The sequence below is a fragment of the Tardiphaga sp. P4_G1 genome (genome assembly GCF_056401215.1).
Genome location: NZ_JBFUJU010000008.1, coordinates 243,341 through 270,279, shown reverse-complemented (window position 1 = coordinate 270,279; position 26,939 = coordinate 243,341). Strand labels below are relative to the sequence as shown.

26 protein-coding genes are annotated in these 26,939 nt (G+C 62.8%); 14 read left to right on the top strand and 12 right to left on the bottom strand.

Going from position 1 to position 26,939, the window contains the following annotated elements:
* Positions 1-112: 112 nt before the first annotated feature.
* Together AC1DUY_RS20710 and AC1DUY_RS20705 are read left to right on the top strand one after the other, a co-directional pair.
* Entirely contained in the window at positions 113-1,780 is a 1,668-nt protein-coding gene (locus tag AC1DUY_RS20710; protein ID WP_478116651.1) for an L-lactate permease, read from the top strand.
* A gap of 168 nt (positions 1,781-1,948) precedes the next feature.
* Positions 1,949-2,344, top strand: a complete 396-nt coding sequence (locus tag AC1DUY_RS20705) for an META domain-containing protein (RefSeq protein WP_478116817.1) — start codon at positions 1,949-1,951, stop codon at positions 2,342-2,344.
* Positions 2,345-2,565: 221 nt separating this feature from the next.
* On the opposite strand, the gene AC1DUY_RS20700 is transcribed toward AC1DUY_RS20705, so the two are convergent.
* From AC1DUY_RS20700 to AC1DUY_RS20690, 3 genes are all read right to left on the bottom strand, one after another.
* Positions 2,566-3,774 (bottom strand): hypothetical protein, encoded by a 1,209-nt coding sequence (locus AC1DUY_RS20700; RefSeq protein ID WP_478116649.1) that lies wholly within the window; start codon positions 3,772-3,774, stop codon positions 2,566-2,568.
* 200 nt (positions 3,775-3,974) lie between these two features.
* On the bottom strand, positions 3,975-5,630 hold the full coding sequence (gene groL, locus AC1DUY_RS20695) for a chaperonin GroEL (RefSeq protein WP_068733597.1): 1,656 nt from the start codon (positions 5,628-5,630) through the stop codon (positions 3,975-3,977).
* Positions 5,631-5,780: 150 nt separating this feature from the next.
* Complete coding sequence (locus AC1DUY_RS20690; protein WP_089261928.1) at positions 5,781-6,077, bottom strand: co-chaperone GroES; 297 nt, start codon at positions 6,075-6,077, stop codon at positions 5,781-5,783.
* Positions 6,078-6,388: 311 nt separating this feature from the next.
* On the opposite strand from AC1DUY_RS20690, the gene AC1DUY_RS20685 reads away from it, so the two are divergent.
* Positions 6,389-6,916 (top strand): hypothetical protein, encoded by a 528-nt coding sequence (locus AC1DUY_RS20685; protein WP_068733601.1) that lies wholly within the window; start codon positions 6,389-6,391, stop codon positions 6,914-6,916.
* A 62-nt stretch (positions 6,917-6,978) separates the two neighbouring features.
* Positions 6,979-8,187, top strand: a complete 1,209-nt coding sequence (locus AC1DUY_RS20680) for an MFS transporter (RefSeq protein WP_478116646.1) — start codon at positions 6,979-6,981, stop codon at positions 8,185-8,187.
* A gap of 29 nt (positions 8,188-8,216) precedes the next feature.
* Here AC1DUY_RS20680 and AC1DUY_RS20675 read toward each other — a convergent pair whose 3' ends face one another.
* Positions 8,217-8,990: a protein phosphatase CheZ gene (locus AC1DUY_RS20675; protein WP_089261924.1), complete on the bottom strand. Its 774-nt coding sequence runs from the start codon at positions 8,988-8,990 to the stop codon at positions 8,217-8,219.
* A 297-nt stretch (positions 8,991-9,287) separates the two neighbouring features.
* Here AC1DUY_RS20675 and AC1DUY_RS20670 point away from each other — a divergent pair, with 297 nt between their 5' ends.
* Positions 9,288-10,079, top strand: coding sequence for a L,D-transpeptidase (locus tag AC1DUY_RS20670; protein WP_441252298.1), 792 nt, complete (start codon positions 9,288-9,290; stop codon positions 10,077-10,079).
* 256 nt (positions 10,080-10,335) lie between these two features.
* Here AC1DUY_RS20670 and AC1DUY_RS20665 read toward each other — a convergent pair whose 3' ends face one another.
* On the bottom strand, positions 10,336-11,142 hold the full coding sequence (locus AC1DUY_RS20665) for a DUF2076 domain-containing protein (protein WP_478116643.1): 807 nt from the start codon (positions 11,140-11,142) through the stop codon (positions 10,336-10,338).
* Positions 11,143-11,278: 136 nt separating this feature from the next.
* On the bottom strand, positions 11,279-12,184 hold the full coding sequence (locus AC1DUY_RS20660) for a LysR family transcriptional regulator (protein WP_478116641.1): 906 nt from the start codon (positions 12,182-12,184) through the stop codon (positions 11,279-11,281).
* Between the two features lie 135 nt (positions 12,185-12,319).
* Here AC1DUY_RS20660 and AC1DUY_RS20655 point away from each other — a divergent pair, with 135 nt between their 5' ends.
* Together AC1DUY_RS20655 and AC1DUY_RS20650 are read left to right on the top strand one after the other, a co-directional pair.
* Complete coding sequence (locus tag AC1DUY_RS20655) at positions 12,320-13,393, top strand: tartrate dehydrogenase (RefSeq protein WP_068733612.1); 1,074 nt, start codon at positions 12,320-12,322, stop codon at positions 13,391-13,393.
* Positions 13,394-13,468: 75 nt separating this feature from the next.
* A complete protein-coding gene (locus AC1DUY_RS20650) occupies positions 13,469-14,437 on the top strand; it encodes a tripartite tricarboxylate transporter substrate-binding protein (protein ID WP_089261917.1) in 969 nt (322 codons plus the stop codon).
* On the opposite strand, the gene AC1DUY_RS20645 is transcribed toward AC1DUY_RS20650, so the two are convergent.
* The 5 genes from AC1DUY_RS20645 to AC1DUY_RS20625 all read right to left on the bottom strand — a co-directional run bounded on the left by AC1DUY_RS20645 (position 14,434) and on the right by AC1DUY_RS20625 (position 19,431).
* Positions 14,434-15,279 carry a ChbG/HpnK family deacetylase gene (locus AC1DUY_RS20645; protein ID WP_441252301.1) on the bottom strand — a complete coding sequence of 282 codons (846 nt, stop codon included), beginning with the start codon at positions 15,277-15,279 and terminating at the stop codon, positions 14,434-14,436. The genes AC1DUY_RS20650 and AC1DUY_RS20645 overlap by 4 nt on opposite strands.
* Positions 15,276-16,322, bottom strand: coding sequence for a glycosyltransferase family 2 protein (locus AC1DUY_RS20640; protein WP_089261913.1), 1,047 nt, complete (start codon positions 16,320-16,322; stop codon positions 15,276-15,278). The genes AC1DUY_RS20645 and AC1DUY_RS20640 overlap by 4 nt, the downstream gene beginning before the upstream one ends.
* Positions 16,323-16,412: 90 nt before the next feature.
* Complete coding sequence (gene hisG / locus AC1DUY_RS20635) at positions 16,413-17,390, bottom strand: ATP phosphoribosyltransferase (RefSeq protein ID WP_441252302.1); 978 nt, start codon at positions 17,388-17,390, stop codon at positions 16,413-16,415.
* Positions 17,387-18,553: an ATP phosphoribosyltransferase regulatory subunit gene (locus tag AC1DUY_RS20630; RefSeq protein ID WP_441252303.1), complete on the bottom strand. Its 1,167-nt coding sequence runs from the start codon at positions 18,551-18,553 to the stop codon at positions 17,387-17,389. Before AC1DUY_RS20630 ends, hisG begins: the two co-directional genes overlap by 4 nt.
* Positions 18,554-18,666: 113 nt before the next feature.
* Positions 18,667-19,431: a 16S rRNA (uracil(1498)-N(3))-methyltransferase gene (locus AC1DUY_RS20625; RefSeq protein WP_478116637.1), complete on the bottom strand. Its 765-nt coding sequence runs from the start codon at positions 19,429-19,431 to the stop codon at positions 18,667-18,669.
* A 202-nt stretch (positions 19,432-19,633) separates the two neighbouring features.
* Here AC1DUY_RS20625 and AC1DUY_RS20620 point away from each other — a divergent pair, with 202 nt between their 5' ends.
* From AC1DUY_RS20620 to AC1DUY_RS20590, 7 genes are all read left to right on the top strand, one after another.
* A complete protein-coding gene (locus AC1DUY_RS20620; RefSeq protein WP_374725691.1) occupies positions 19,634-20,344 on the top strand; it encodes a hypothetical protein in 711 nt (236 codons plus the stop codon).
* A 25-nt stretch (positions 20,345-20,369) separates the two neighbouring features.
* Positions 20,370-21,302: a 4-hydroxybenzoate octaprenyltransferase gene (gene ubiA / locus AC1DUY_RS20615; RefSeq protein WP_439057285.1), complete on the top strand. Its 933-nt coding sequence runs from the start codon at positions 20,370-20,372 to the stop codon at positions 21,300-21,302.
* 33 nt (positions 21,303-21,335) lie between these two features.
* Complete coding sequence (locus tag AC1DUY_RS20610) at positions 21,336-22,274, top strand: LysR substrate-binding domain-containing protein (protein ID WP_478116634.1); 939 nt, start codon at positions 21,336-21,338, stop codon at positions 22,272-22,274.
* A gap of 146 nt (positions 22,275-22,420) precedes the next feature.
* Complete coding sequence (locus AC1DUY_RS20605; protein ID WP_089261903.1) at positions 22,421-22,963, top strand: thiamine pyrophosphate-binding protein; 543 nt, start codon at positions 22,421-22,423, stop codon at positions 22,961-22,963.
* Entirely contained in the window at positions 22,951-23,547 is a 597-nt protein-coding gene (locus AC1DUY_RS20600; RefSeq protein ID WP_478116632.1) for a thiamine pyrophosphate-dependent enzyme, read from the top strand. Before AC1DUY_RS20605 ends, AC1DUY_RS20600 begins: the two co-directional genes overlap by 13 nt.
* 115 nt (positions 23,548-23,662) lie before the next feature.
* A complete protein-coding gene (locus tag AC1DUY_RS20595; RefSeq protein ID WP_478116630.1) occupies positions 23,663-24,658 on the top strand; it encodes a Bug family tripartite tricarboxylate transporter substrate binding protein in 996 nt (331 codons plus the stop codon).
* 20 nt (positions 24,659-24,678) lie between these two features.
* Positions 24,679-26,121 (top strand): FAD-binding oxidoreductase, encoded by a 1,443-nt coding sequence (locus tag AC1DUY_RS20590; protein ID WP_478116628.1) that lies wholly within the window; start codon positions 24,679-24,681, stop codon positions 26,119-26,121.
* Positions 26,122-26,148: 27 nt separating this feature from the next.
* Here the strand turns inward: AC1DUY_RS20590 and AC1DUY_RS20585 are convergent, their stop codons facing one another.
* A complete protein-coding gene (locus tag AC1DUY_RS20585) occupies positions 26,149-26,673 on the bottom strand; it encodes a DUF6101 family protein (protein ID WP_439057293.1) in 525 nt (174 codons plus the stop codon).
* Positions 26,674-26,939: the final 266 nt, after the last annotated feature.

The window sequence follows — 26,939 nt, the reverse complement described above, 5'->3', positions numbered from 1 at the left end:
ATGGGCGCTATCGGCTTTGACCGATCGTGGATGCCCTCGCAAGTGAACAATCAGCAATTTGCCGATCGATAACGATCGAGCCGCTGCAATAATATAAAGGGGGAAAACGGCCATGTGGAATCAGGTCTACAATCCATTCAATAGCTCGACGATCTCGACGCTTGTGGCCGCGATACCGGTGGTCGTCCTGCTGGTGCTGATCGCCACCAACAAGGTCAAGGCGCATATCGCAGCGATCATTGCGCTGGTGCTCGCCAATCTTGTGGCGATCTACGCATTCACGATGCCCGCCAATATGTCGCTTCGCGCATCGGCGCTCGGCGTCGTCACCGGCTTCTTCCCGATTGGCTGGATCGTCCTCAACGTCATCTTCATGTATCGCCTCACGGTGGATAGCGGCCGCTTCGAGGTGCTGCAGCGCGCCATCGGCGGCGTCACCAATGACCGCCGTCTGCAGATCCTGCTGATCGCGTTTTCGTTCGGCGCATTCTTCGAGGGCGCGTCGGGCTTCGGTACGCCGGTGGCCGTCACCGGCGCCGTGCTGATCGGCCTCGGCTTCTCGCCGCTGGCAGCATCCGGCCTGTCGCTGATCGCCAATACTGCGCCCGTCGCTTATGGCGCACTCGGCACGCCGATCCAGGGCCTCGCCACCGTCACCGGCTTCGACCCCTTCATCCTGGGCGCGATGGTCGGCCGCCAGTTGCCGATCTTCTCGATGATCGTCCCATTCTGGGTGGTCTGGGCCTTTGCCGGCTGGAAGGGCATGAAGGAAGTCTGGCCTGCCATCCTCGTTACCGCACTATCCTTCGCGATCCCGCAATTCGTAATCTCGAACTTCATCAATCCGTGGATCGTCGACATCGGCGCCTCGCTGATCTCGATGGGCGCGCTGATCCTGTTCCTAAAGGTCTGGCAGCCCAAGACGATCTGGACCTCGGCCGCGCTGCGCCAGCACGACGATTCCGCGTCCACCGTGCCGCCGGTGAAACCGATGAGCACGGAGAAGCTGACCTCGGCTCAGGTCTGGAGCGCGCTGACGCCATGGATCATCCTCTGCGTCATCCTGCTGGTCTGGGGCACCAACTGGTTCAAGGGGATCGTCAATCCGATCTTCTCCTGGAATTTTCCAGTGCCTGAGCTGCACAACATGATCAACAAGGTGCCGCCGGTGGCCGCCAAGCCGACGCCGGAAGGCGCGGTGTTCGCGTTCACTTACGTTTCCTATACCGGCAGCGGCATGTTGCTGGCTGCGATCATCTCCGGCTTCATCATGGGCTTCTCGCCTGCGAAGATGATTGTGGAATATGGCCGCACCATCAAGATCTGCGCCTACTCGCTGATCACCATCTCGGCGATGTTGGCCATCGGCACGCTCACGCGTCTGTCGGGTGTCGACGCGACGCTCGGTCTGGCCTTCGCTGCCACCGGCGTGCTGTACCCGTTCTTCGGCACACTGCTTGGCTGGCTCGGCGTGGCGCTCACCGGTTCGGATACCGCATCGAACGTGCTGTTTGGCAACCTACAGAGGATCACGTCCGAACAGCTCGGTCTGTCGCCGATCCTGATGAGCGCGGCGAACTCGTCCGGTGGCGTGATGGGCAAAATGATCGACGCGCAATCGATCGTTGTGGCGTCCACCGCAACCAACTGGTTCGGGCATGAGGGCACGATCCTGCGCTTCGTGTTCTGGCACTCGATCGTGCTGGCCTGCATGGTCGGCCTGCTCGTGATGCTGCAGGCCTATGTCTATCCGTTCACGGTGATGGTCCTGGCGCCGTAGGGTGCACGCAACGAACCAATGACGAATCCCCGCGGCTGCAAGGCCGCGGGGATTTTTCGTTGTCGCGCCATATTGTTTCCCGACGGTTCTGGTCAACCGTCGCGGCCGCGCGTAGAACCGCGGCCATTGTCGCCATCCACGATCACGCCGAGAATTCATATGACTGCCATGACCACTTTGCTGCGGGCCGCCTTTGCAAGTGCTGCGTTTCTGATTGTAGTCCCTGCGCATGCTGCCGACGAGTTTCCATTCGGCATGGAAATGACTCTGGATGCACAGCGTCAGCCCGGCTCGAAGCGGATTCCAAATCTGGAAATCGGCGAGGCCGGCGAGGCGCGGGTGGAGTTGTGGTGCAAGGGCGGCAAGGGTCAGTTCTCGGTCGCTGGCAACACCGTCGTCTTCGTCGCCGGCGCGATGGAGAACCGCAGTTGCTCGGACGCACAGGCCGCGATGGACGATCAGTTGATCGCCGATCTCGGCGCGGCCACCAACTGGCAGCGGCGCGGTGATGCAGTGACGTTCGTCGGGCCGAAGTCGCTGCGGTTTCGGCTGAATACGAATTGATAGCTTAAGCTGCGAAGGCGCTCCACTTCCCCTCTCCCCCGCGGAGCGTAGCTCCGCCAGGCGGGAGAGGGTGGATCGAACCGCAAAGCGGTTCGAGACGGGAGAGGGGGCGCCACGAACTCCGGCCCTCTCCCGCCTTCGCTGCGCTCAGGCACCCTCTCCCGCGGCGCGCAGCTTTGCTGCGCTGGGGGAGAGGGGAAGAAAGAGCGTAGTCTTACGTGCTACTTCCAGTTCGAATTGTCCGCATCCCAACGCTGTGCCTTGAACTCCGCCGCGACAGCTGCAACCGCGCCGTTGTCATCGCGCGGATCGCTCTCTTCATCGGCGGTCGGCGAATCCGCGAGAGCCAGCTTCGCGCCCGAGTTCTCATCCGCGGTTGTTACTGACGGCGTGCTGACCCACAGGATCAGCTTATCCGTCGTGCCGGGCTTGTCGGGAGCGATGATCGCGTTGACCTCGACCGTCTCCGTCAATTCGAGCGCGGGCAGAACCTGACTCGGGCGCTTGAAGGTCAGCTTGAGCTTTCCGGTCTCGTCGTCCCATGACGCAGCGGCAGGTTTGCCCGACATGGTCCTGGCGAGCACATTCGCCAGCGCCGTCGCAACCTTGTCGCGATTGATCTTGTCGCCATCGCGCCAATCGGCGGCTGCAAAGCGCACGGTACGATCCATGTCGATAGCGCCCGTGGTCCAGCCGACATTGACGACGCCGGGATAGGTCTTGGTTTTAGCGACGAACGCCGCGGCGCGTTCCGGATCGATGGCGAGGCTGATGACCTGCTCGCCGGCGCGGAGCGCATCGCAGGACACGGTCAGACTGTTCAACGCGACTTCGACATTCTGCCCGCGCAGCGTGCGGACGAAATCGAGTGCGGCTTCGAGCTTGATCTTGACCGCGATGGCTTCGGGCGACACTTCGGTGAAGTCCTTCGGTGCGGGCGCGATATTGTCGTCGGTGGACTGATTGTCCTGGAATTCCTTCTCGCTCTGATCGGAATTGTCCGAAGACGTCACGTTGTTGTTGGTCTGACCGACCGAGATCTGTCCCTTGAATTCGAACGTGTCGCCGGTCGGCCGGCGGTTCAGCTTGATGGTCACCGGCAGCTTGTCGACCTGGGTCTGCGTTGCGCCGGTCAGCGTCGAACCACTGACCGTGAGATTGGCGACGAAGCGATCCTTGCGGTCGCTGCCCTTCTCGGCGGGATAGCAGACATCAAGCGTCGCGGCCGTGACGGCCTTGCCCTGCCGTGTCTCGCGCAGGATGACGTCGGCGTTGCCGTTCATGACGCCGTCGATCGAGGTGAAATAGCGCGTCTCGGGGCCTGCGGGCTGGCTCTTCGGCGCGGCTTTCACCTGCGCGAAGGCGTGGTGGACGGTCCCAACCGAGGCGGTGACCGTAAGGCCGAGCAGACAAAGATGAAGCGCGCGCATTTCAAAAGTCCCTGGACGTTATCGACGTGTCTCCGGGCGGATTTATCTGATTCCGCCCATGCGAGATTAATCACGGGATTGAATCAGAACCGCGACCAAGGCGAAAGGCCATAAGTCGCAGGTGCATTGTATCAGGGCAAAAAAGAAGGCCGCCCGGAGGCGGCCTTCGATCACAATGCAGTTGAGCGTGAAAGCAGGGCTTAGAAGCCCATGCCTCCCATTCCGCCCATGCCACCCATACCGCCGCCACCGCCCGGCATCGCCGGTGCAGCTTCCTTCGGCAGTTCGGCGACCATGGCTTCGGTGGTGACCAGCAGGCCGGCAACCGAGGCGGCGTCCTGCAGTGCAGTACGCACCACCTTGGCCGGATCGATGATGCCCTTGGCGACCATGTCGACATAGGTTTCGGTCTGCGCGTCGAAGCCGAAGGTCTCGGACTTCTCGTCCAGGATCTTGCCGACCACGATCGAACCTTCAACGCCGGCGTTTTCGGCGATCTGGCGGATCGGAGCTTCCAGCGCCTTCAGCACGATGTTGATACCGGCCTGCACATCGGCGTTCTCGTTGGTGAGACGGCCGACGGCCTTCTTGGCACGCAGCAGCGCAGTGCCGCCACCGGGGACGATGCCTTCCTGAACGGCCGCGCGGGTGGCGTTCAGCGCGTCATCCACGCGATCCTTCTTTTCCTTCACTTCGACTTCAGTCGCGCCGCCGACGCGGATGACGGCAACGCCGCCAGCCAGCTTGGCCAGACGCTCCTGCAGCTTCTCACGGTCGTAGTCCGAGGTGGTTTCCTCGATCTGCGCCTTGATCTGGTTGACGCGGGCTTCGATCGCCGGCTTCTTGCCAGCGCCGTTGACGACGGTGGTGTTTTCCTTGTCGATCACGACCTTCTTGGCGCGGCCGAGCATGGCGAGCGTGACGCTTTCCAGCTTCATGCCGAGATCTTCCGAGACGAGCTGACCGCCGGTCAGGATCGCAAGGTCTTCCAGCATCGCCTTGCGGCGATCGCCGAAGCCTGGTGCCTTGACGGCAGCAACCTTGAGGCCACCGCGCAGGCGGTTGACCACGAGGGTGGCGAGCGCTTCGCCTTCGACGTCTTCAGCAATGATCAGCAGCGGCTTGCCCGACTGCACCACGGCTTCGAGCACCGGCAGCATGGCCTGCAGGCTGGAGATCTTCTTCTCGACGAGCAGGACGTACACGTCCTCGAGCTCGGCGGTCATCTTCTCGGCATTGGTGACGAAGTAGGGCGACAGGTAGCCGCGATCGAACTTCATGCCCTCGACGATGTCGACTTCGGTCTCGAGCGACTTGTTCTCTTCAACCGTGATGACGCCTTCGTTGCCGACCTTCTGCATTGCCTGGGCGATCATCTTGCCGATGGCAGCGTCGCCGTTGGCGGAGATGGTGCCGACCTGGGCGACTTCAGCCGAAGACGCAACCGGCTTGGCGCGCTTGGTGATGTCCTTGATGACGGCGGCGACGGCGATATCGATGCCGCGCTTGAGGTCCATCGGGTTCATGCCGGCGGCAACCGACTTGGCGCCTTCACGGACGATGGCCTGGGCCAGCACGGTGGCGGTGGTGGTACCGTCGCCTGCGGTGTCGTTGGTCTTCGAGGCAACTTCGCGCAGCATCTGCGCGCCCATGTTCTCGAACTTGTCCTCGAGCTCGATCTCCTTGGCGACGGTGACGCCGTCCTTGGTGATGCGCGGAGCGCCGAACGACTTCTCGATCACGACATTGCGGCCCTTCGGACCGAGCGTGACCTTGACGGCGTTGGCGAGAATGTCGACGCCGCGCAGCATGCGATCGCGCGCGTCTCCGGAGAATTTAACGTCTTTGGCTGCCATGTTGATGGTGCTCCAAGTGATGGGAATTTGAAATTAAAACGCTGTCATGGCCGGGCTTGACCCGGCCATCCATCTTCCTGCGAAGAAGCCAGATGGATGCCCGGATCAAGTCCGGGCATGACGTCCGAGTGTTTGGAGAGCGGACCGCCTTTAGGCGATCACGCCCATGATGTCCGACTCCTTCATGATGAGGAGTTCTTCGCCGTCGAGTTTGATCTCGGTGCCCGACCACTTGCCGAACAGAACCTTGTCGCCGACCTTGATGTCGATCGGGATCAGCTTGCCGGCTTCGTCGCGGCCGCCGGGGCCCACGCCGACGACTTCGCCTTCAGACGGCTTTTCCTTGGCGCTGTCCGGGATGATGATGCCGCCCTTAGTCTTCTCGTCGGCGACGATGCGCTTGACGACGACGCGGTCGTGCAGCGGGCGGAATTTGGTCTTGGCCATGGGAGTGTCCCTTTAGGGTTTGCGATCTGGTTGCCATCTCGGAGGCGGGCGGGAATCCAGCCGGAACGCTCAAGGCGGCCGGCTCATTCCCTTAGCAATCGCGCTCCGGGAGTGCTAATTGAGCGTCCGGGAAATATGGCCAGACGCTTTTTGAGTCAAGCGAGGCCTTAAGGCCTTGGTGAGGCCAATATAGGATGATCTGGAAACCATAATGGAGAGTCGGCGTAATTCTGCCGACCTCATTGCGCCGTCAGGTGTTTTGCGCTTGGCTGCCGGGACGGGCAGCCGGGGAATTTGCTCTAGGGGATAATATGATCAGGTCACGCTACGCCCGCACGGTTGCCCATCTGGCGATCGTTTCAACTTTGGCGCTGTCATTGGGCGGGTGCGGCACGTCTGGTGGATTGGGCGGGTTCAGCTTTGGGAACTCGCAGCCGACACCGCCGCCGGAGCCCCCGCCGGCGCCGGAACTGCCAGCCTCGATCCGCTCGGAAGAACTCGTCGGCCGCTGGGGTCTGGCGTCCTACATGAATCCCAACGATCGCGTTCGCACCGAGAACGCCGCGCGCGGCCAGTGCAAGCAGCCCTATATCATCGGCCAGGGCGCCACCGGAGGGGTCATCATGCATCTCGCCGACGAGGCGACGCCGCAGGAACTGCGCCTGAAGGGTAGCCCGAGCGGCAAGAACTATATCGGCCCGCCCGGTCCCGCCGGTGGCGAGAAGGATCGCGAGATCGTCTCCTTCGACGGCCGGATTCTCGTCACGCGCTTCATCGACAAGGACGCTGCGGTTCGCTACGGCAACATGGTCTATGTCCGTTGCGCACCCAAGGCCTGACCTGACAAGGCCCGACCTGAGGCGTAACGCGGGTCCCGCCACTCCCTTGAAGACGTGAGCCCATGCACCGATTGCGCGACCTTGTTTTCGGACCGGGCCGCGCGGTCCTTGTGCTGGCATTCACCCAGATCCTGACCTGGGGCATCCTGATCTATCCACCTGTGCTGACCATGCCGCATATCACGGCGGCGCATGGCTGGTCGCTGGCCTTCGGCATGGCGGGCTTTTCGCTGGGGTTGATCGTATCGGGACTACTGTCGCCGGTGGTTGGTGGATTGATCGACCGCCACGGCGGCAATGTCGTCATGGCATCGGGCGCATTGGCCGGTGCCTTGGGTCTCGCTCTGTTTTCAGTCGCCGATCATCCCGCGACCTATCTGGCCTGCTGGCTGTTGCTCGGCGCTGCAATGTCTGCGTCGCTCTACGATCCCGCCTTCGCCACGTTGACGCGTATCTTCGGTGCCTCGGCGCGGCGGCAGATCACCTTCGTGACCTTTGCAGGCGGCTTCGCCTCGACGGTCGGCTGGCCGGCGACCCATCTTCTGCTTGAGGCTGTCGGCTGGCGCGGGACCTATCTGACCTTCGCAGCGATCTTCGCCTTTGTCGTTGCGCCGCTTCATGCTTTTGCATTGCCGCGCCACGTCGCCGTCGCGCCTCTGCCCGTGGTGGACGCCGTTGTCGTCCCCCAGCAGGCAACCCAGCGCCCGGAAGGCTGGCCGTTCATCCTGCTGGCGGCGGCGTTCTCGCTTTACAGCTTCATTCTGTCGGGCGTGACCTCGAACCTGCTGGCGCTGCTGGAGCGCGGCGGGCTCAGTGCTGCAACGGCGGTGACCATCGGTGCGATGTTCGGACCGGCGCAGGTGGCATCGCGGCTGGCGGACTTCATGCTGGCGGGGCGCACCCATCCGCTGTGGATCGCGCGCGGGGCGGTGGTGCTTGTAGTATCGGCCTTCGCAATGCTGGCCTTTGCAGGGATTTCGTTTCCGCTGGCGGCCTTGTTCGCTATCGGATTCGGCGCCGCCAATGGCGTCATGACCATCGCGCGCGGTGCGCTGCCGCTTCTGATGTTTGGCCCGGTGGGGTATGGCCGTGTGATCGGCCGTATCGCGCGGCCGGCTTTGTTCGTGCAGGCCTTTGCGCCGTTCGTGGTGGCTTCCGCGGTCGAGACGCTGTCGGACCGCATGGTGCTGCTGCTTGCGACCGTGCTGGCACTCGCGGTGCTGCTCTGTTTCGTGATGATAAAAACGCCGGGCATTGCTGCCCGGCGTTAAACGATCTCTAACTGTGGTCGAAAATTATCTTAGCCGAACAGCGCGTCGATATCGTCCTGCGAAGCATGGCCGACGTCGCCGTCCAGCTTCGGGCCGTTGAGTAGCTTGTCGTCTTCGCTGCGGTCATCGACCTTGGCCGGCGCATGCGCCTTGATCTCATCGACGCCACCCCAGATGTCCATCATCGCGGTGATGCGGTTCTCGATGAACTTCATCGTGGTCATGACCTTGCTGATGCGCTGGCCGGTGAGGTCCTGGAAGTTACAGGCTTCGAAGATCGCGACGACGTTATCGCCGATCTCTTCCAGCATCTGCTTCTGCTGATCGGGTGAGGTCACCTTGCCGAGCGCTGTCGATGCATTATCGATGGCTTCGGCTGCGGCGAGAATCTGCTGCGTGGCTTCTTCGGTGCCGCCGACGACGGCGCCGAGCTCACCGTTGACCTTCGCCATTTCGTCGCCTTCAAAGCTCTTGCCGTGAAGAACTGCGATTTCCATCTTGGTGCGCGTAATGGCGTCGTGGATCAGATCGAGTTCGATCTTGAGCTTTTCGCACTGCTCGATCTGAGCGCGGTAGGTGGCCAGCAGCGCCTGTGCTTCCGCAACCTGCTGATCGGCGGCGGCGCCGACCTGATCTGTCACGGCGTTGCGGGCCGGCGCTCCCATCTGCGCGCGGATCGCGCGGAGCTCAGCCATGATTTCGCGATGCATTGGCATCGGCTCGCTGCTGCCCACCACTTCATTGGGCATAGGCGCGGTACCGAAAACTTCTTCAATGCGAAATCGCTTGCGACGAACAGACATCAGGTCCCCCAACGTTCAATCAATCCCCCATTCGTATACCCATGAGTTTAACGTGAAGTTCACGCGGGAACATCGCGCCTATAGTCGAAATTTCCGCGAGAGAACTGTTAGTTAACCATGGGGCTTTGGCGTTCATTCAAAATAAACGCTACCAAATAGAACTGAGCCGTTTGACGACGTGGTGAATCCAAACGGCGATTGTGTTTACCAAACCGAGGCGATTTTAACCTTAAGTCGGAGTGTGCAAAGCGCTTCTCAGGTGAGAACGCGCACGACGAAACAGTGCAGAGTACGTCGATGTTCAAAAAGTTCTCTCTCACGCTTCTTGCCAGCGCATCTTTCATCGCCGCTGGATCGCATCAGACGCTTGCGGTGGAAGCCGCGGCGCAATTCGCCGAGCCTCCGGTGGTGTACGCGCAGCAGCCGCAACGCCCCATGCAGCGGACGGCTTACGCCGAACGCTCGCGCATGGGCGGCGGCTTCATCGAGTTTCTGTTCAGCGATGGTCCGGCGCAGCAGGGTCAGCGTTATCAGCAACAGCCGGATTACTCTTACGAGCAGCGACGTTCGCTGCTGCCGCCCATGGATCCGCAACAGCGTGTCTATCAGCAGGAGGAGACGGCAGATGCCGCGCGCCCCGCGCTCGATCCCAAATATCAGCCGCAGATGGTCGAGTATCAGGGCAGCGAAAGTGCGGGCACCATCGTCGTCGATACGCCGAACAAATTTCTGTTCCTGGTACAGGGTGGCGGCAAGGCGATGCGCTATGGCATCGGCGTCGGCCGTCCAGGCTTCACCTGGTCCGGTGTGAAGACGATCACGGCGAAGAAGGAATGGCCGTCGTGGACGCCGCCAAAGGAAATGCTGGCGCGCCGTCCTGATCTGCCGCGTTACATGGAAGGCGGTCCGGAAAATCCGCTCGGTGCACGCGCGATGTATCTCGGTTCGACCCTGTATCGTATTCACGGCTCCAACGAGCCATGGACGATCGGCACCAACGTTTCCTCAGGCTGCATCCGCATGCGCAACGAGGACGTCATCGATCTCTATGGCCGCGTCGGCGTCGGCGCCCGGGTCGTCGTGATCTGATCTTACTTAACCTCTCCCCGCTGTGCGGGGAGAGGTCGGCGCGCAGCGCCGGGTGAGGGGCGGGGCATGCGCTCTCATCACGAAGGGACTGTCGAATCCCACCGTTACGCGGCCGGCCATCTTTTGCTGCTAAAATCCGATCCGATAGTTGAGCGACCGAGGCTCATATCGCGCGATGCCCCTCACCCGTCCGGCTTCGCCGGCCGACCTCTCCCCGTAAAAAACGGGGAGAGGTTAAGGCTGCGTCGCCCGACAATTATGCCAAATCGCTGTCGTCGGAATCCATGTCCATGGCGTCGTAATCGCCGTCGTCCTGGTCTTGATCCTGGTCTTGGTCGGCATCGGCCTGCGCCTGATCGAAGGATCCGGCGCGGGAGCCGCTGGACGAACCGATATCATTGACGCCGGCCTGATTGCCCAGGTTGCCGCCGGACGAATCCGAACCGGAGCTCCACGGGTTCTTGCTCTCGCTGGCATTGGCGGCGTCGCCAAAACCTTGCTGATGGCTGCCGCCCATCATCGAACGGATGCTGCCGAGCAGAAGCGAGCCGCCGACCACGCCGGCTGCGGCTGCCGCTGCGGTGCCCAGAAACGAACCGCCGCCACCAGCCTGAGGTTGCTGCTGGCCGAACTGACCCGGCGCCTGACCTTGGCCGTATCCGCCCTGACCATAGCCACCCTGTGGCTGTGGCTGGCCGATGACCTGCCCGGTGTTCCAGGCAGGACGGCTCGGCTCGGGCGGGCGAACGCTCGGCACGGAGCCGCGCGGCTGGTTCGGGTTCTGACCCTGACCGAACAGGGCGTCCCGCATCGAATCGAGGAAACCGCCCTGAGCGGCCTGTTCGGGGGCGCCGTTGCCTTCCAATTGCTGGATGCGCTCATGGGCGCGCTTCAGCGCTTCGTCCTGCAGCAATACGGTCTGCACCAGCGCATACAGCGCATTGGGGGCGCGGCGCTGGCCCTGCGCAATGGCGTCGAGCGCGTCTGGATCGCGTGGCGCGCCTTCGACCTTGCTGAGCCGGTCAAAGAGATCGTCAACCAGTTGGCGTTCTTGCGGTGTCATGGCGTCCTCTGTCTTCAAAGCGCGCTTGCTTTGCGCGCTGGAGATGTAGTGACGCTTTGTGTCGCAATAAGTGCCGCCTGGATTAAATTTAGTTATGCGACAAAACGACCGGCAGGCCTTGTCGTGCTTCCTCTTGTCATGCTTCCAGCGCGTAGCGCGCCAGATTGGCCTTCAGCATGTCAAGAATCTGATCCCGTGCCGGATCGCGGGTCCCTCTGACCCACGCCGCGGCGAGCGGAAGCCTGTTCATTGCCGCCATGCCTAGCGGCATATAGCGAACGCCGCGTGCGGGCATGCGAGACGTCCAGCGCGGCACGATCGCCAGCCCGATTTCGGCGGCGACGAGATTGACGATGGTCTGCTTCTCGTCGGCGATCTGCACGACATTCGCCTGTAGCCCGGATTCCGCAAACAGCTTCATCGTCAGGTCGTGACTGTGCGGCCGCGACCGTCGCTCCGGCACGATCAGAGGCTCCTCGGCGATGTCTGCGATCGTCAGATGCGCGCGCGAGGCCAGCGGATGGCGCTCGGAGACGGCCACGACGGCTGTCTCGTGAAACAGAAACATGAATTCCAACCGCTTGTCGGCACTCTCGGGCGGCCGGACAAAAGCGAGATCAAGCCGGCCCGACAGCAGGCGCGGCAGCAACCGGATCGTCTTGTCCTCATCAAGCTTGATGGCAAGGTCAGGGGCGCGTTCGCGAAGATCGTGAAGCAGCGCCGGCAGAAGCCCAGCGGCGGCGCTGTCGATTGCACCGACCCGGATCGTGGCTGCACGGGCCCGCACGCGTGCGCGGAAGGACGACGCGATCTGATCTGCGCGGGCGAGCAGGTCGCGTGCCTGTTTCAGAAACTCGACGCCGTCATCGGTCAGGGCGACGCTGCGCGTCGTGCGCGTCAGCAGGCGTGTGCCGAGATCGTCCTCGAGGAGGCGGATGTAGCGGCCGAGTGCGGACGGCATCATTTCGAGCCGCTGCGCCGCGCGGCCGAAATGCAATTCGTCCGCCGCCGTCACGAAACAGCGCAACTGGTGCAGATCCATCAAGCCTCCCGATGGCGCCCTTCGGCCGCCTCGGAAGTTATTATATCATTTATTTATATAAACAACCTCGATTGAGCCGGGCGTAGCTCGCCTGCAGGGTGGGGAGAGCCAGTTCAGCCCAGCAGAGACCTCACCATGCGCGAATATTCCATCGCGGCCATTCCGGCCGACGGGATCGGCCCCGAAGTTATCGCCGCCGGCACCCGTGTGCTCGAAGCCCTGCAGAAGCGGGTCGGCGACGTGACCTTCAATGTCGAGACCTTCGACTGGGGCTCAGCCTATTACCGCAAGCACGGCGTGATGATGCCGGCCGACGGTCTGCCGAAGCTGAAGAAGTTCGACGCGATCTATTTCGGCGCCGTCGGGGCGCCTGATGTGCCCGACCACATTACGCTGTGGGGCCTGCGGCTGCCGATCTGCCAGGGCTTCGATCAATACGCGAATGTACGCCCGACCAAGATCCTGCCCGGCATCACCTCGCCACTGCGCGGTGTCGAAACCGGCGATCTCGACTGGGTGATCGTGCGCGAGAATTCCGAAGGCGAATATGCCGGTTGCGGCGGTCGCGTACATCGCGGGCTGCCGGAGGAAGTCGGCACCGAGGTCTCGGTGTTCACCCGCGTCGGCGTGATCAGGATCATGCGCTACGCGTTCAAGCTCGCGCAGTCACGTCCGCGCAAGCTGCTCACCGTCGTCACCAAGTCGAACGCGCAGCGCCACGGCATGGTGATGTGGGACGAGATCGCCGACGAAGTGTCGAAGGACTTCCCTGACGTCACCTGGGACAAGATGTTGGTCGACGCCATGACCGTGCGTATGACGCTGAAGCCGCAGAGCCTCGACACCATCGTCGCCACCAATCTTCACGCCGACATTCTCTCCGACCTCGCCGGCGCACTGGCCGGTAGCCTCGGTGTCGCGCCGACGGCGAATATCGACCCGGAGCGCCGCTTCCCTTCGATGTTCGAACCGATCCACGGCTCGGCTTTCGACATCACCGGCAAGGGCATCGCCAATCCCGTGGCCAGCTTCTGGACCGCAGCGCAGATGCTCGATCACCTTGGCGAACCCGATGCCTCGGCGCGGTTGATGCGTGCGGTGGAGAAGGTCTGCGAAGCCGGCATTATCACGCCGGATGTCGGCGGCAAGGCCACGACGAAAGAAGTGACCGACGCCGTGGTAGACGCGATCCATAGTTCGAACGTCTGACGCGATTTCCGAACGCCCCGGCCTCACCGGGGCGTTCGCTTTCAATAAATCAAAACAATATTCAGGGAGGATCTCATGAAAGTCACAGCTACACTTGCGTTTGCGATTACGCTGGCAAGCTCCGCTGCCTTCGCACAGGGCTATCCCAACAGGCCAATCACCATGCTGGTGCCGTTCGCGGCCGGCGGTGCCACCGACACCGTCGCGCGCGTCACCGCTGCGACAATGTCGAAGATCCTCGGCCAGACCATCATCATCGAAAACGCCACGGGCGCCGGCGGCACCATCGCGGCGGCCCGCGCAGCCCGTGCCGAGCCGGACGGCTACACGATCCTGATCCATCACATCGGGATTTCCACCGCGGCGACGCTGTATCGCAAACTGCCTTACGACACCAAGACCGCCTTCGCGCCGATCGGCCTCGTCACCAATGCGCCGATGACCATCATCTCCAGGCCGAACCTGCCGCCGAACACGCTCGCCGAGCTGATCACCTATATCAAGGCCAACGGCGACAAGATGACCTTCGGCAATGCCGGCCTCGGCGCGGCCTCGCAGCTGTGCGGCCTGATGTTCATGAATGCCATCGACAAGCAGATCCTGTCGGTACCCTACAAGGGCAACGGCCCCGTCATGAACGACCTGATCGCCGGCCAGATCGATCTCACTTGTGACCAGACCACCAACACCACCGGCCCGATCGCAGCCAAGCTGGTGAAGAGCTACGCCATCACCACCAAGACACGCCTGTCGTCGATGCCGGATCTGCCCACTGCGGACGAAGCTGGATTGAAGGGTTTCGAGGCTGGCGCCTGGCACGGCATCTATGCGCCAAAGGGAACGCCTGACGATATCGTGCAGAAACTGGCGAAGGTGCTGCAGGATTCGTTGCGCGATCCCGAGCTGATCAAGCGCTTCAACGACATCAACACCGATCCGGTGCCACAGGATCAGGCGACGCCGCAGGCATTGAAGAAGCAGCTCGACAGCGAGGTCGATCGCTGGGCGCCGATCATCAAGGCGAGCGGACAGTTCGCGGACTAGCGTGCGAGCGTGACGTTATTTGCCACCAGCAACTGCGCGAAGGCATCGCTTGCCAGATATTGATATTCGCGCTCGCGCTGGTCGGTGAACGGATCGAGGTCGATCAGAATATCGTCGACATGGCCGGGATGGCACATCACGAGTCCGCCATCCGGAAGGTCGTTGAGGAAACCGGCCATGAGCGTGCCGAAGTCGGCGTGCTTCGTGAAATCGTAGGCGCCGGCGAAGCCCGGATTGAACGTCACGCTGGCGCGCGTCGCACGTCGGCGGAACGTGGCGCTGAGCGTGTCGAGCAACAGCGCCTTCGGATTATCGAGGCGTTGGCCTAACGGCAGCACGCGGCCGGATTGCCGAACCCAGGCCTTCGGCGCATTTTTCTTCACTGCGGCGAGGAGGGCATCGCGCACCTGCGGGAAGGTCTGCACGTGCTGGTGTCCGTCGATATAGTCGGGGGCGCGCCCGAACAGGGCCACAAACTTCGCGATCTGCGTCGTCAGCTCGGTTTCGATCGCCTCGCGATCGAGTTTTCGCAACAGGCTGAAGCGCAGCATCTTGCCGAGCGGCAGGAACAGCTCGTCGAGCAGCGGGCGGTAATGCATCGTCAGCGGATGAAACGGGGCGGTCAGCGTCGCGTGTAGCCCGATCTCGCAATTCGGATTCTTGGCGACGGCGTCCTGCAACGCGCTCACATCATCGCGCGAAATTGCAGGACCGACCACCATCACGGATGTGGCGTTGAGGCGTCCGAGCGCAATGAGTTCGCGGATGCCCTGATTGACGCCGGGGCTGATGCCGTAATCGTCGGCGCAGAGTGTGATGCGGCGCAGGGCTGCGCCGGTCATTCGGCAGCGGTCCGGTCGGTGGTTTGCGTCACACTATCGGGGGTGTTGCGCTTCACGCTGTGTTCGGCGACGAAATAGATCGGCCGCGCCTTCAGTTCGGACAGGATCTTGCCGATATATTCGCCGAGCACGCCGATCATGATCAGCTGCACGCCGCCGAGGGTCATCAGGCCGACGACCAGCGATGGATAGCCCGGTACCGATTTGCCGGAGACCCATGTCTCCCACAGGATCGACAGGCCGAACAGGAACGCGCCGAAGGCGAGCAGAAGACCGAGCAGGCTGGCGAAACGCAGCGGAGCCACCGAGAACGAGGTCAGGCCTTCGATCGACAGGCCGATCAACTGCTTCGGATTGAACGAGGTCACGCCGTGCTCGCGTGCCGCCGGTTCGTAGTCGACGCGGAGCTGGCGGAAGCCGATCCAGGTCGCCAGTCCCTTGAAGAACCGGTTGCGCTCCGGCAACTGGCGCAACGCCGCAGCCGCACGCGGTGACAGCAGACGGAAGTCGCCGGCGTCTTCCGGGATCTTCTGCCGCGCGCCCCAGTTGATCAGCGCATAGAAGCCGCGCACAGCCTGGCGGCGCAGGAAGGACTCGTTGTCGCGATGGGCCTTGGCGGTATAGACGACGTCATAACCTTCGACGATCCAGTGACGCACCAACTGTTCGACCAGTGACGGCGGATGCTGGCCGTCGCCATCCATGAACAGCACCGCGCCCTTGGTGACATGGTCGAGCCCCGCCATCAGCGCGGCTTCCTTGCCGAAATTGCGCGACAGCGACACGACCTGAACGTCGAGCGACGTGGCTTGCAGGCTGCGCGCAACCGCCAGCGTGCCATCGGCGCTGCCGTCATCGATATAGACGACTTCGCAGGCGAGGCCGTGGCGTTCTTTCAGTGTCGTCGCAAGCGTCGCCAGCCGTTCATGAAACAAAGCAAGGCCGGGCGCCTCGTTGTAAACAGGCACAACGATCGACAGGCCTTGTGCCGCGGCGGTCGCGGCATCGGTCGACAGGCTCGATACGTCGCTGCCCAGCATCATCGATCAGATTCCGATATCCAAAATATGCTCATGAATCATATGGTAATCAGCCAGTGCGTCCGCCAGCAAGGCGAAACGCCGCGCTGCGCGTTACTGCCGCAAGAACGCCTCAAGTTTGGCGAATAGCGGATTCTCGCGATCCATCACATAGTCGAGCGAGGCGACCGAGACGGTATCTGCGCCGTTGGCACGCAGGAAGCTGCTCAGCGCGTAAAGCTGCGCCGGCGGGCAGTGCAGCGTGATCATGCCCGACGAGGTCGGGCCGCCAAACGGTGACACCACGCCGAAGCGGTTGTGGGCCTCGGTGAGGAGCGCCTGATTGCAGCCGGCGAAGCGGGTGCGCACTTCCTTGTATTTGCTGGCGCGGGCGCGCGCGGCAATGTGGTCGAGAATGATGCGCGCAGTTTCCAGAGACTGCGCCGACCAGTCGGCGGCGCGCGAGGCGACGAGATTGGCCTGGCTGCGCAGGATGACGCCGTCATCGAGTACCTTGAGGCCGTTGGCGACGAGGGTCGCGCCGGTGGTGGTGATGTCGACGATCAGTTCGGCCGTGCCGGTGGCCGGTGCGCCCTCGGTGGCGCCGGCGCTTTCGACGATGCGATAGTCGACCACGCCGTGAGACGCGAAGAAGTTGCGCGTCAGGTTGATATACTTCGTGGCGACGCGCATGCGGCGATTGTGCTGCGCGCGGAAGCCGGTGGTGACGTCATCGAGATCGGCCATGGTGCGGACGTCGATCCAGGCCTGCGGCACGGCAACGACCACATTGGCGCTGCCGAAGCCCAGGCCATCGATCAAAGCGACCTTCTTGTCGGCGTCGGGGATGCTTTCACGCAAAAGATCTTCGCCGGTGATGCCGAGATGCACGGCGCCGCGCGCCAGGTTCGAGGCGATCTCGCTGGCCGAGAGATAGGCGATTTCGACATTGTCGAAGCCGGCAATGGTGCCGCGGTAATCGCGCACGCCGCCCGGCTTCGCCAACGTCAGGCCGGCGCGGGTGAAGAAGGCTTCGGCGTTTTCCTGCAGGCGTCCCTTGGACGGAACGGCAAGGACGAATGGTGTGGTCATGACGCGCTCCCGGAAACCAGCGCCGAGGACGCGTTCTGAGTGAGGGCTTCGATCCAGATCGAGAAGCCGACCGCAGGGATCGGCGTAGCGGAGCCGAGCTGCGTCAGCAGTCCGTCATACCGGCCACCGGCGACCAGCGGCTCGGTGCCATTGCCCTTGCGGTGCAGTTCGAATTCGAAGCCGGTGTAGTAGTCGACGCCGCGGCCGAATGAGGTCGAGAAACGCGTCCTGGTGGTATCGATACCGCGCGCCGCCATGAAGCCGATGCGGCTTTCAAATTCGTCGATGGCGGCCGTGATGGTGAGTTTGGCATCGGAGGCGAGCTTGCGCAGTTGCTGCAGGGCATCGTCGGGATCGCCTGAGATCGCGAGGAAGCGCTTGATCAGCACCAGCGCATCGCGCGGCAGTGCGCCGCCTTTCAGCGTCGACTGTTCGAGGAAGCGATCGGCGATTTCCGCCACCGAACGGCCGCCGACATTGGTGGCACCGGCGATCGACATCAGGTCGGTGACCAGTGCCAGCGCTGCCTTGCGGTCGGAGCCCGCGAGCGCGGCGAGCACGCCTTCATATTCGTTGCGGACCGGCGACTCCGCGAGGGTGAGCCGGTCGAGATCGTGGGTCAGGCTGATCTTGCGGTTGAAGTCCTTCATCAGCCGGCGCTTCCACACCGGATAGAGGTCGAGCGCCTCGATCAGCGCCGCGAACAGGGCGACGTCGCCGGTGCGGATTTCGATATCGCTGAGGCCAAAGGCAGCCGTCGCCTCGAGGCCGAGCGCCAGCATTTCGGCATCGGCGGCTGCGCGATCCTGACGGCCGAAGGATTCGATGCCGGCTTGCTGGAATTCGCTGGGCGTGCCCTGCCGATAGCGGAACACCGGGCCGAGATAGCTGAAGCCCGCAGGCTGGCCAGCCTGCGGTGAGGCGAGATAATCGCGCGCCACGGGGATCGTGAGATCCGGCCGCAGGCACAGCTCTTCGCCCGACGCGTCGGTCGTCAGATACAGGCTCTTGCGGATGTCTTCGCCGGACATATCGAGGAACGGATCGGCGGGTTGCAGGATCGCCGGCTCGGCATGGGCGTAGCCGGCCTCGGCAAACGACAACAGCAGCGCATCCGCCCAGGCGGCGGATCCGGTCGCGCGAGGGGCGGCGGGTTTGGTCATCTCGAAGTCCAGCAATCTCAACAGAGTGGTCGTTGGCGCAGCCCATAGCATGGCGGTTGCGACGTTTCGACCACCATCACCCGGTGGCCTTAATGTCGGGTCATGGCAGCGGGCTATTTGCCTACTTGGTTACCATTCCAGTCACCAAGGGCCGTCTGCACCAGTGCCAGCGCAGCCACCGCCGCCGTATCGGCGCGCATGATCCGCGGACCCAGCGCCAGCCGGAGAATATTGGCCTGTTTCAGCAGCAAAGCCCGTTCTTCCTCGGCAAAGCCGCCTTCCGGGCCGATCAGCACATCGATTCCGGCTGAGGCGGCCGTGCGGGCACCGGTCAACGCGGCCACGGGATCGGCCACCTCGGCGGCTTCGTCGCAGAAGATCAGCAGCCGTTTGGCATCCCGCTGGTCGAGATATTTGGGCAGGTTCAGCGGCTCGGCGACGCTGGCCACGCTCAGAATTCCGCATTGTTCGGCCGCCTCGACCACGTTGGCGCGCATCCGCTCGGTATTCACCCGGCTGGCCTGGGTAAAGCGCGTCATCACCGGCTGCAGTGCCGCCGCGCCCATTTCGATGGCCTTCTGGACCATGTAGTCCAGCCGGGCGTGTTTCAGCGGTGCGAATACATAGGTCACGTCGGGCAAGCGGTCCTGCGGCCGGACCTGGGTCAGCAGGGTCAGGCGGTCTGCCCGCTTGCCGCCGGAAATGGCGGCCTGCCATTCGCCGTCCTTGCCGTTGAACACCAGCACCGAGGCGCCGGAGCCCAGCCGCAGCACATTGCCGAGGTAATTGCTCTGGTTGCGGTCGAGCGAAATGGTTGCGTCGGCTGCAAAAGGCGCATCGACAAACAGGCGGGGACTGCGGAAATCGGCTTGCGGCATCGTTCATGTTCCATTCAGAGGGCGAGCTTTAGCCCAACTGCGACGAATTATCATGCGAGAACGCGGGTTTGCGCCGCGCTGCCGCCCGAATCCGCGTGCTGTTGGTGGGTTGTTAAGGCTTGGCAGGAATCGTAGAAAGTCCTGAATCAGGATGGGCTTCGCCCCCGATCAATCGGGGCACTGAGCTGCCGGAGGAATATCTGTGATCATCCGTCGTTTGATTGTGCCGCTGTCCATGGCCGTGTTCGCCATGCAGGCTATCGAAGTTCATGCCCAGGGCGCGTTTCCCGCGCCGCTGCCGGGCAACAGCTCGGCTGCGCCTGCGAGTTCGTCGCCGTTTCCGCCGGTGAACGGTGCGCCTGCCAGCGCATCGCCATTTCCGCCGGTCAATGGTGCGGCGGCTGCGCCCAGCGCGTTTCCCTCCAATGGCGCTGCGCCGATCGGTGGTGGCGGCTTCGGCGCTCCTCCGCAGCAACAGGCGGGCCCGCCCGGCGGCGAAGATTGCATGAAGGGCTTTCTGCCCCTGCGTCAGGACGCCGAAAAGAAGGGCGCTGCCATCAAGGCTGCGAGCGAGCGTCGCGCGCCTCCGGACGAGGCCTGCAAGCTGATCACCTCTTTCTCGCAGACCGAAGTCAAGATGATCAAATACATCGAGGCGAATGCGCAGAAGTGCGGCATTCCGCCCAATGTCGGCGAACAGATGAAGACCGGCCACAAGAACACTGAAGGCATGCGGCAGAAGGTCTGCAGCGTCGCGCAGCAGCAACGGGGTGGCGGTGGTGGCGGCCCGGTGGCAGCGCCGCGCCTCAGCGACGTGCTGGGCTCCTCGGCATCGCTGCCGGAAGCGAACAATGCGCGCAAGAGCGGCGGCACCACCTTCGATACGCTGAACGGCAACGTGCTCACCCGATGATCGGGTGGCAGATCATTCTGGTCCAATGAGCGACGCGGCCGCCCGCGTTGCGGATGCGACCGGCAACTGGGTCGATCGCTCGGCGCCGTTGTGGTCGCGACCCTATCTGCGGCTGTCGCGCTTCGATCGTCCGATCGGCTCATGGCTATTGCTGATGCCGTGCTGGTGGTCGGCGGCGCTCGCCTCCGGCATGGCGCACGATATCCATCAATTGCCCAAGATGATCGCGCTGTTCTTCATCGGCGCTTTTGTCATGCGCGGTGCCGGCTGCACCTGGAACGACATCACCGATCGCGACCTCGACGCCAAGGTGGAGCGCACACGCTCGCGGCCGATTCCGGCCGGGCAGGTCACGGCGAAACAGGCTTTTGCATTTCTGGTGCTGCAGGCCCTCATCGGTCTCGTGGTGCTGCTTCAGTTTAACACTTTCGCCATTGCCACCGGTATCGCCTCGCTTGGCATCGTTGCCGCCTATCCCTTCATGAAGCGCATCACCTATTGGCCACAGAGCGTGCTGGGCCTCGCCTTCTCGTGGGGCGCGCTGATGGGCTTTGCTGTCGTGTTCGGCCGCATCGATGCAACAGCGCTGGCTTTGTACGCGGGTTCGATCTGCTGGGTGATCGCCTATGACACGCTCTACGCTCATCAGGACACCGAGGACGACGCGCTGATCGGCGTGAAGTCGACGGCGCTGCTGTTTGGGGAACGCACGCAGGCCGCGCTGACGCTGTTTTACGGGCTTGCCGTGTTGCTGATCGGCGCGGCGCTAGCACTGGCTGGCGCGCGCTGGCCGGCATGGCTCGGCCTCGCGGCGTTCGCGGCGCACTTGGCTTGGCAGATCACCCGCATCGATATCAGCGACTCCGCATTATGCCTGCGGCTGTTTAAGTCCAACCGTGACGCGGGGCTGCTGCTGTTTGCAGGATTGCTTGTGGATGCCATCATGCGGGCGGCGTAATCGCGCCTTCCAAAGCACTGGTGGACCACAGAGATGGACGTCGCGCAGCTCAAGACACTCATCCACGTGGCCGAACTGGGTAGCCTGAGCAAGGCCGCCGATCGCCTGCGCATCGCGCAGCCGGCCTTGAGCCGGCAGATCAGACTTTTGGAAAAGGAGCTCGGCGCCGTGCTGTTTGAACGGCACGGGCGCGGCATGGTCATCACTGAGATCGGCCGCGACGTTCTCAACCACGCGACCCGCGTGATGACCGAGCTCGATGCCATCCGCAATGTCACCTCGGAGGAGAGCGCGTCGTTCAAGGGGCTCGTCTCCATTGGCACGACGCCGACCGTGGCGGAGATCGTCACCGTTCCGCTGGTGAAGAAGATCAAGGAAGTGCATCCGCAGCTCTCAATCCGGCTGTCATCGGCCTTCACGGGCCATTTGCTCGACTGGCTGCAGCGCGGCGAGCTTGAACTCGCCGTGTCCTACGATCCGCAGCCGCTACGTTCACTGCGCATCGTGCCGGTGATGATGGAGAACCTGCTGTTCGTCAGCGCCGGCAGCAAGGGATTGCGCATGGATCGGCCCGTTCCGTTCGCGGCACTGGCCCATGAAGAACTGGTTCTGCCGAGCCTCCGCCATGGCTTGCGCGGAATCATGGAGGAATGCGCGCGACAAGCCGGCATCCAGTTACGTGGCAGTGTCGAAGCGGACTCCTTCGGTGCGATGATCGATCTGGTGCGCAACGGTGTTGGCTCCACTGCTTTGCCGCTCGCGCCGATCCACGCGCTGGTCGAGAGCGGCGTGCTCTGTGCGGCGCCGCTAATCGATCCCACACCGGCGCGCAAGCTGGTGCTGGCCTATCCGGCAGACCGTTCGGTCAGCGCGGCGGCGCGCTTCGTCGGCGATACATTCACGGAGATCGCCGCCGATCTCGTCGCCCGGAATATCTGGGTTGGACACATGATCGATCCCAGAAAAACGTAGCTGCGTCGCACCATTCGCGCGCTGCTGATGTTGCAACGCCAGAGATCAAATCTCGGCATATCTCTTCGAGCAAATCGGTATGCGTCGGGCCGTCTGCTTTGGGCTAAGCGTGAGTCAGCGCTATGCTGCAAGCAACGGAGACTGGAATGTCAGATGCAGGGCCCACGCCCGGTTCACAGGTGGATTGGCGGCACGATGTGTTCCGCATCCTGAAGGAGGCCGACGTCAAGCACATCGTCTATGTGCCCGATGCCGGACACTCCACGGCGATCCGTCTCGCCGACGAGGACAATGCGATCAATTCCGTTGTGCTGACGACCGAGGAAGAAGGTATCGGCTATCTCGCAGGCGCCTGGCTCGGCGGCGAGCGCGGCGCGCTGCTGATGCAGTCGAGCGGCGTCGGCAACTGTATCAACACGCTGGCGCTGCAGGCCTGCACGCGCTTCCCGCTTCTGATGGTCGTGACCATGCGCGGCGACTGGGCGGAGTTCAATGCGTGGCAGAACCCGATGGGGCAGGCGACCGAGAAGGCACTCAACCTGATGGGCGTGCTGACCTGGCGCGCCGATGAGCCGCAGGATGTCGCACCGCTGTTGCATGGTGCGGCATCGATGGCATTCAATGGCGATGCAGCCTGTGCATTGCTCCTGGGGCAGCGTTTGATCGGAGAGAAGCAGTGGGTCAAGTAAACGCAAGCGGCGCGCTCGATCGTCGTGAGGTCGTGCAGAAGCTGCTGGCCGGCCGCAAGGATCTGCTCGTGGTCACTGGCCTTGGCTCACCGTCCTATGATGTGATGGCTGCCGGTGATCACGACAATAACTACTATCTTTGGGCGGCGATGGGCAGCGCGGCCATGGTCGGCCTCGGGCTGGCCACGGCGAAGCCCGATCATTCGGTGCTGGTCATCACCGGCGACGGCGAGATGCTGATGGGTATGGGTGGACTCGCGACCATCGCTACCCGCAAACCTGCCAATCTCACCATCGCCATTCTCGACAACGGGCATTTCGGCGAAACCGGCATGCAGGTCAGCCACGCTGGGCTCGGCGTCAATCTCGATCGCGTGGCGCAAGCCTGCGGTTTTGGTTGGACGCGCGAGATTCGCGATATGGCGGGCGTGGACGATCTGCGCACTCGCCTGTCGTCGCGCGATGGCGTCAAGCTCGCGACGATCAAAGTGAAAGCGGAAAACCCGCCCCGCGTGCTGCCGCCGCGTGATGGTGTCTATGTGAAGAACCGATTCCGTGCAGCGCTGGGACACGCGCCGCTCTGAACAAACGGAAGGGCGCTCATCCATGTGGATGCGGCGCCCTTCTGACGATCGTCTGGAGACCCAATGCTGGAAAACCAGTGTGGGAAACAAAAACATCATCAAGGGTAGGGAAACAATGGCGAGCAAGATCACGCGCCGCACGTTCTGCCGCTCGGCAGCCGTCGCGGCGTCCAGCATGATGATTCCAGGTACCAGTGTCTGGGCCCAGGCGGACCTGCCGAAAAGCCCGATTACGCTGGTCGTGCCTTTCGCGGCTGGCGGGGCCACCGACATCGTCAGTCGGCATGTCGCCAAGAAGGTCTCCGATCAGATAGGGCAAACGATCCTCATTGAAAATGTCGGCGGCGCTGGCGGTGTGGTCGGTGCCACGCGGGTCGCGCGCGCGAAGCCCGACGGGCTGACGCTGCTGATGGGCACGATCTCCACCCACACCATCAATCCTCTAATGGCGAAGGTGCCGCCTTACGATCCCGTCAAGGATTTCACGGCGATCTCGATGCTGGTCACGGTGCCCAATGTGCTGATGGTGTCCAAGCAGGTGCAAGCGACCACCGTGAAGGAACTCATCGCGCTGCTCAAGGCCGACCCGAGCAAATATAGTTACGGGTCGTCCGGCGTGGGAACGCCACCAAATCTGTCCGGCGAGTTGTTCAAGGTGCAGGCCGGCGTGAAGATGGAGCACGTGCCCTATCGCGGCGGCGCGCCGGCCATGAACGACCTGATGGGCGGACAGATCCCGGTTCTATTCGACGTGCTGAGTGGTGCGGCGCCGTTCATCAAGGCGGGCTCGATCCGCACGCTGGCCGTCACGACCAAGAAGCGGTCGCCGTCCTTCCCTGATATCCCGACCGTTGCAGAGTCCGGCCTGCCTGACTACGAAACCTATACTTGGAACGCCGTGTTCGGCCCGCCCGGCATGGCGCCGGCGCTGGCCGAGCGGTTGAGTTCAGAGTTCCGCAAGGCCGTCGCCGATCCGGAGGTGGCGAAGCAGTTGCGCGAGCTGAGCGGCGATCCGGTGGGCTCGACCGGCGCCGAGCTCGAGGCACAGGTCAAGGCCGAGGGCGTGAAGTGGGGCCCGATCATCCAGGCCGCCGGTCTGAAGGCTGAGTAGCTCTGCGGAAGGATAGCGAGTTGAGGTCTCTGAAAGCCGATCCTGCTGCATTTCTTGCTGCCGTGGCCGCAGTTATTGGCGGCAAATATGTGCGTACTGGTGCGGATGCCGATTCCTATCAGCAAGACTGGCGCGCCCGTTATCGCGGGGCTGCTGTCGCTGTAGCCCTGCCGGGAAGTACGCAGGAAGTTGCGGCACTGATGGGCGTCTGCCGCAGCTTCGGTGTGGCCGTCGTGCCGCAAGCCGGCAATACCGGGCTCACCGGCGGAGCGATCGCACCGGATGAATTGGATTGTCTGATCGTCAATGTCTCGCGGCTCAACCGCGTGCGCAATGTCGATCCGCTCAACAATGCGGTGACGCTGGAAGCCGGCTGCATTCTGGCGGATGTGCGCGGACTGGCAGACCAGCACGACCGGCAATTTCCGGTGTTGCTCGGCAGCGTCGGCAGTTGCGAGGTCGGCGGGCTGATATCCACCAATGCCGGCGGCACCGGTGTGCTGCGTTATGGCAATATGCGCGAGCAGGTGCTCGGGCTGGAAGTGGTGCTGGCAGACGGTCGCATCTGGAATGGCCTCAGGGCGCTGCGCAAGGACAATACCGGCTACGATCTCAAGCAGCTCTTCGTCGGCGCGGAAGGCACGCTCGGCATCGTCACCGCCGCTGTGCTGAAACTGTATCCAAAGCTCATGGTGTCAGCGACGGCGATGGTGTCGATGGACGAGGTCGGCCAGGCGGTTGAGCTATTGCAATATCTCCAGCGCACCACCGGCGGTCGTGTCGAAACCTTTGAACTGATGTCGCAGAGCCAATTGCAGATCGTTTTGCGCCATGGCGCGGCGAGCGGCAGCCCGATGGCGGGCGAAGCGCCATGGTATGTGCTGCTCGAACTGGCCGACAGCGCCGCGGACTGGAATGCCGTGGAAAGCCTCGAGACCGCACTGGCCGCAGCGATGGAGGAAGGGCTCATCGGCGATGCGGTGATTGCGACCGATCAGGCCAAGGCCGAGCGGATCTGGAACCTGCGTCACACGATTTCTGAATCCAACAAGCGCGAGGGTTTTACGGTGTCGAACGATACGTCGGTGCCGATCTCGGCGCTGCCGGAATTCATCGACCGCGTCACGCGTCGGCTGCAGCGCGAACTGCCCAATGCGCAGGTCGCGCATTGCGGGCATGTCGGCGATGGCAATGTGCATGTGATCGTCGTGTTTCCCTACGACATCGGCGATGCGCAGGTCCGCGAGGCTGCGGCGCACGAGGCCAACACCATTGTGCATCAGGAAAGCGTCGCCTGTGGCGGCAGTATCAGCGCCGAGCACGGCATCGGCCGCATGCATATCGACCGGCTTCCGCTCTACACGTCGGAAGTCGAGCTCGATCTGATGCGGCGCGTGAAACTCGCACTCGATCCCGACCGGATGATGAATCCGGTCAAGGTGTTGCGGTTGCCGGGAGAGTAAGACGGCAGGAGGCTCCTGCCTGTCTTCTTAGTGTCGCGCGATGATCTCGCGTTCACCCTTGTAGCTGCCGGCTTCGCCGAGCAAAGCGCCCGGACGACGACGTACCAGAAATTTCGGGCGACGTTCGCGAATCGCATTGCGGCGACGGCGGCGCTGAGACGGTTCGTAAGTCTTCTCTTCCGGCAATTGCGGAAGCGCGAAGATCTCGCTCCACATCTGCCAGGCCATGTCGATTTCCTCGCGATCCGAACTGACCAGCAATGGAATCGACAGTGAAGGATCGCGATGCGCGAGCATCAGCATCTTGCCGTCGTCGAGACCGCGCAAGGTGACGCCGAGAAAATCGCTGACGCGCACATTGATCGCCATACGCATGCCGCCGACGGCACGATGCAGGACGACGCGGGTGCGATGCAGTTCGATATGGCGGATCGCTCCGTCGGCGCGGGTGTCATGCGCCTCGAAACGAACCGGAAGTGAATGGGGATCGAGCCGCAATGCGCTGCCCGATCCCGGGGCATGGGCCCCACCTGTCGCTGTTTGATGCCTCACGGCCTTTTATCTCCCCGCCGGAATTATGTTCCCGGTCGATGGGGAGACCTTGCCAGAGCCGGTTCGGAATCGGCTTAAAAAGGCTGGTTAATCGAATCCGACTGCCCTTCATGATTGACAGAAGCTTGGCAGGCATGATTGACGAACCGTTGCGAGAGCCCTGAAATTCTTTCCTTTTCGGCGCGGCAAATGCTTGAAGTCCCTGCGAAATAAGCACATCTCTAACAGCGGCCATCGCCGCTTCGGACCTGTTGAAATCGTCTCTC

Coding starts and splice junctions, on each gene's coding strand:
- AC1DUY_RS20710 (WP_478116651.1), top strand. CDS start 113: ATGTGGAATCAGGTCTACAATCCATTCAATAGCTCGACGATCTCGACG.
- AC1DUY_RS20705 (WP_478116817.1), top strand. CDS start 1,949: ATGACCACTTTGCTGCGGGCCGCCTTTGCAAGTGCTGCGTTTCTGATT.
- AC1DUY_RS20700 (WP_478116649.1), bottom strand. CDS start 3,774: ATGCGCGCGCTTCATCTTTGTCTGCTCGGCCTTACGGTCACCGCCTCG.
- groL (WP_068733597.1), bottom strand. CDS start 5,630: ATGGCAGCCAAAGACGTTAAATTCTCCGGAGACGCGCGCGATCGCATG.
- AC1DUY_RS20690 (WP_089261928.1), bottom strand. CDS start 6,077: ATGGCCAAGACCAAATTCCGCCCGCTGCACGACCGCGTCGTCGTCAAG.
- AC1DUY_RS20685 (WP_068733601.1), top strand. CDS start 6,389: ATGATCAGGTCACGCTACGCCCGCACGGTTGCCCATCTGGCGATCGTT.
- AC1DUY_RS20680 (WP_478116646.1), top strand. CDS start 6,979: ATGCACCGATTGCGCGACCTTGTTTTCGGACCGGGCCGCGCGGTCCTT.
- AC1DUY_RS20675 (WP_089261924.1), bottom strand. CDS start 8,990: ATGTCTGTTCGTCGCAAGCGATTTCGCATTGAAGAAGTTTTCGGTACC.
- AC1DUY_RS20670 (WP_441252298.1), top strand. CDS start 9,288: ATGTTCAAAAAGTTCTCTCTCACGCTTCTTGCCAGCGCATCTTTCATC.
- AC1DUY_RS20665 (WP_478116643.1), bottom strand. CDS start 11,142: ATGACACCGCAAGAACGCCAACTGGTTGACGATCTCTTTGACCGGCTC.
- AC1DUY_RS20660 (WP_478116641.1), bottom strand. CDS start 12,184: ATGGATCTGCACCAGTTGCGCTGTTTCGTGACGGCGGCGGACGAATTG.
- AC1DUY_RS20655 (WP_068733612.1), top strand. CDS start 12,320: ATGCGCGAATATTCCATCGCGGCCATTCCGGCCGACGGGATCGGCCCC.
- AC1DUY_RS20650 (WP_089261917.1), top strand. CDS start 13,469: ATGAAAGTCACAGCTACACTTGCGTTTGCGATTACGCTGGCAAGCTCC.
- AC1DUY_RS20645 (WP_441252301.1), bottom strand. CDS start 15,279: ATGACCGGCGCAGCCCTGCGCCGCATCACACTCTGCGCCGACGATTAC.
- AC1DUY_RS20640 (WP_089261913.1), bottom strand. CDS start 16,322: ATGATGCTGGGCAGCGACGTATCGAGCCTGTCGACCGATGCCGCGACC.
- hisG (WP_441252302.1), bottom strand. CDS start 17,390: ATGACCACACCATTCGTCCTTGCCGTTCCGTCCAAGGGACGCCTGCAG.
- AC1DUY_RS20630 (WP_441252303.1), bottom strand. CDS start 18,553: ATGACCAAACCCGCCGCCCCTCGCGCGACCGGATCCGCCGCCTGGGCG.
- AC1DUY_RS20625 (WP_478116637.1), bottom strand. CDS start 19,431: ATGCCGCAAGCCGATTTCCGCAGTCCCCGCCTGTTTGTCGATGCGCCT.
- ubiA (WP_439057285.1), top strand. CDS start 20,370: ATGAGCGACGCGGCCGCCCGCGTTGCGGATGCGACCGGCAACTGGGTC.
- AC1DUY_RS20610 (WP_478116634.1), top strand. CDS start 21,336: ATGGACGTCGCGCAGCTCAAGACACTCATCCACGTGGCCGAACTGGGT.
- AC1DUY_RS20605 (WP_089261903.1), top strand. CDS start 22,421: ATGTCAGATGCAGGGCCCACGCCCGGTTCACAGGTGGATTGGCGGCAC.
- AC1DUY_RS20595 (WP_478116630.1), top strand. CDS start 23,663: ATGGCGAGCAAGATCACGCGCCGCACGTTCTGCCGCTCGGCAGCCGTC.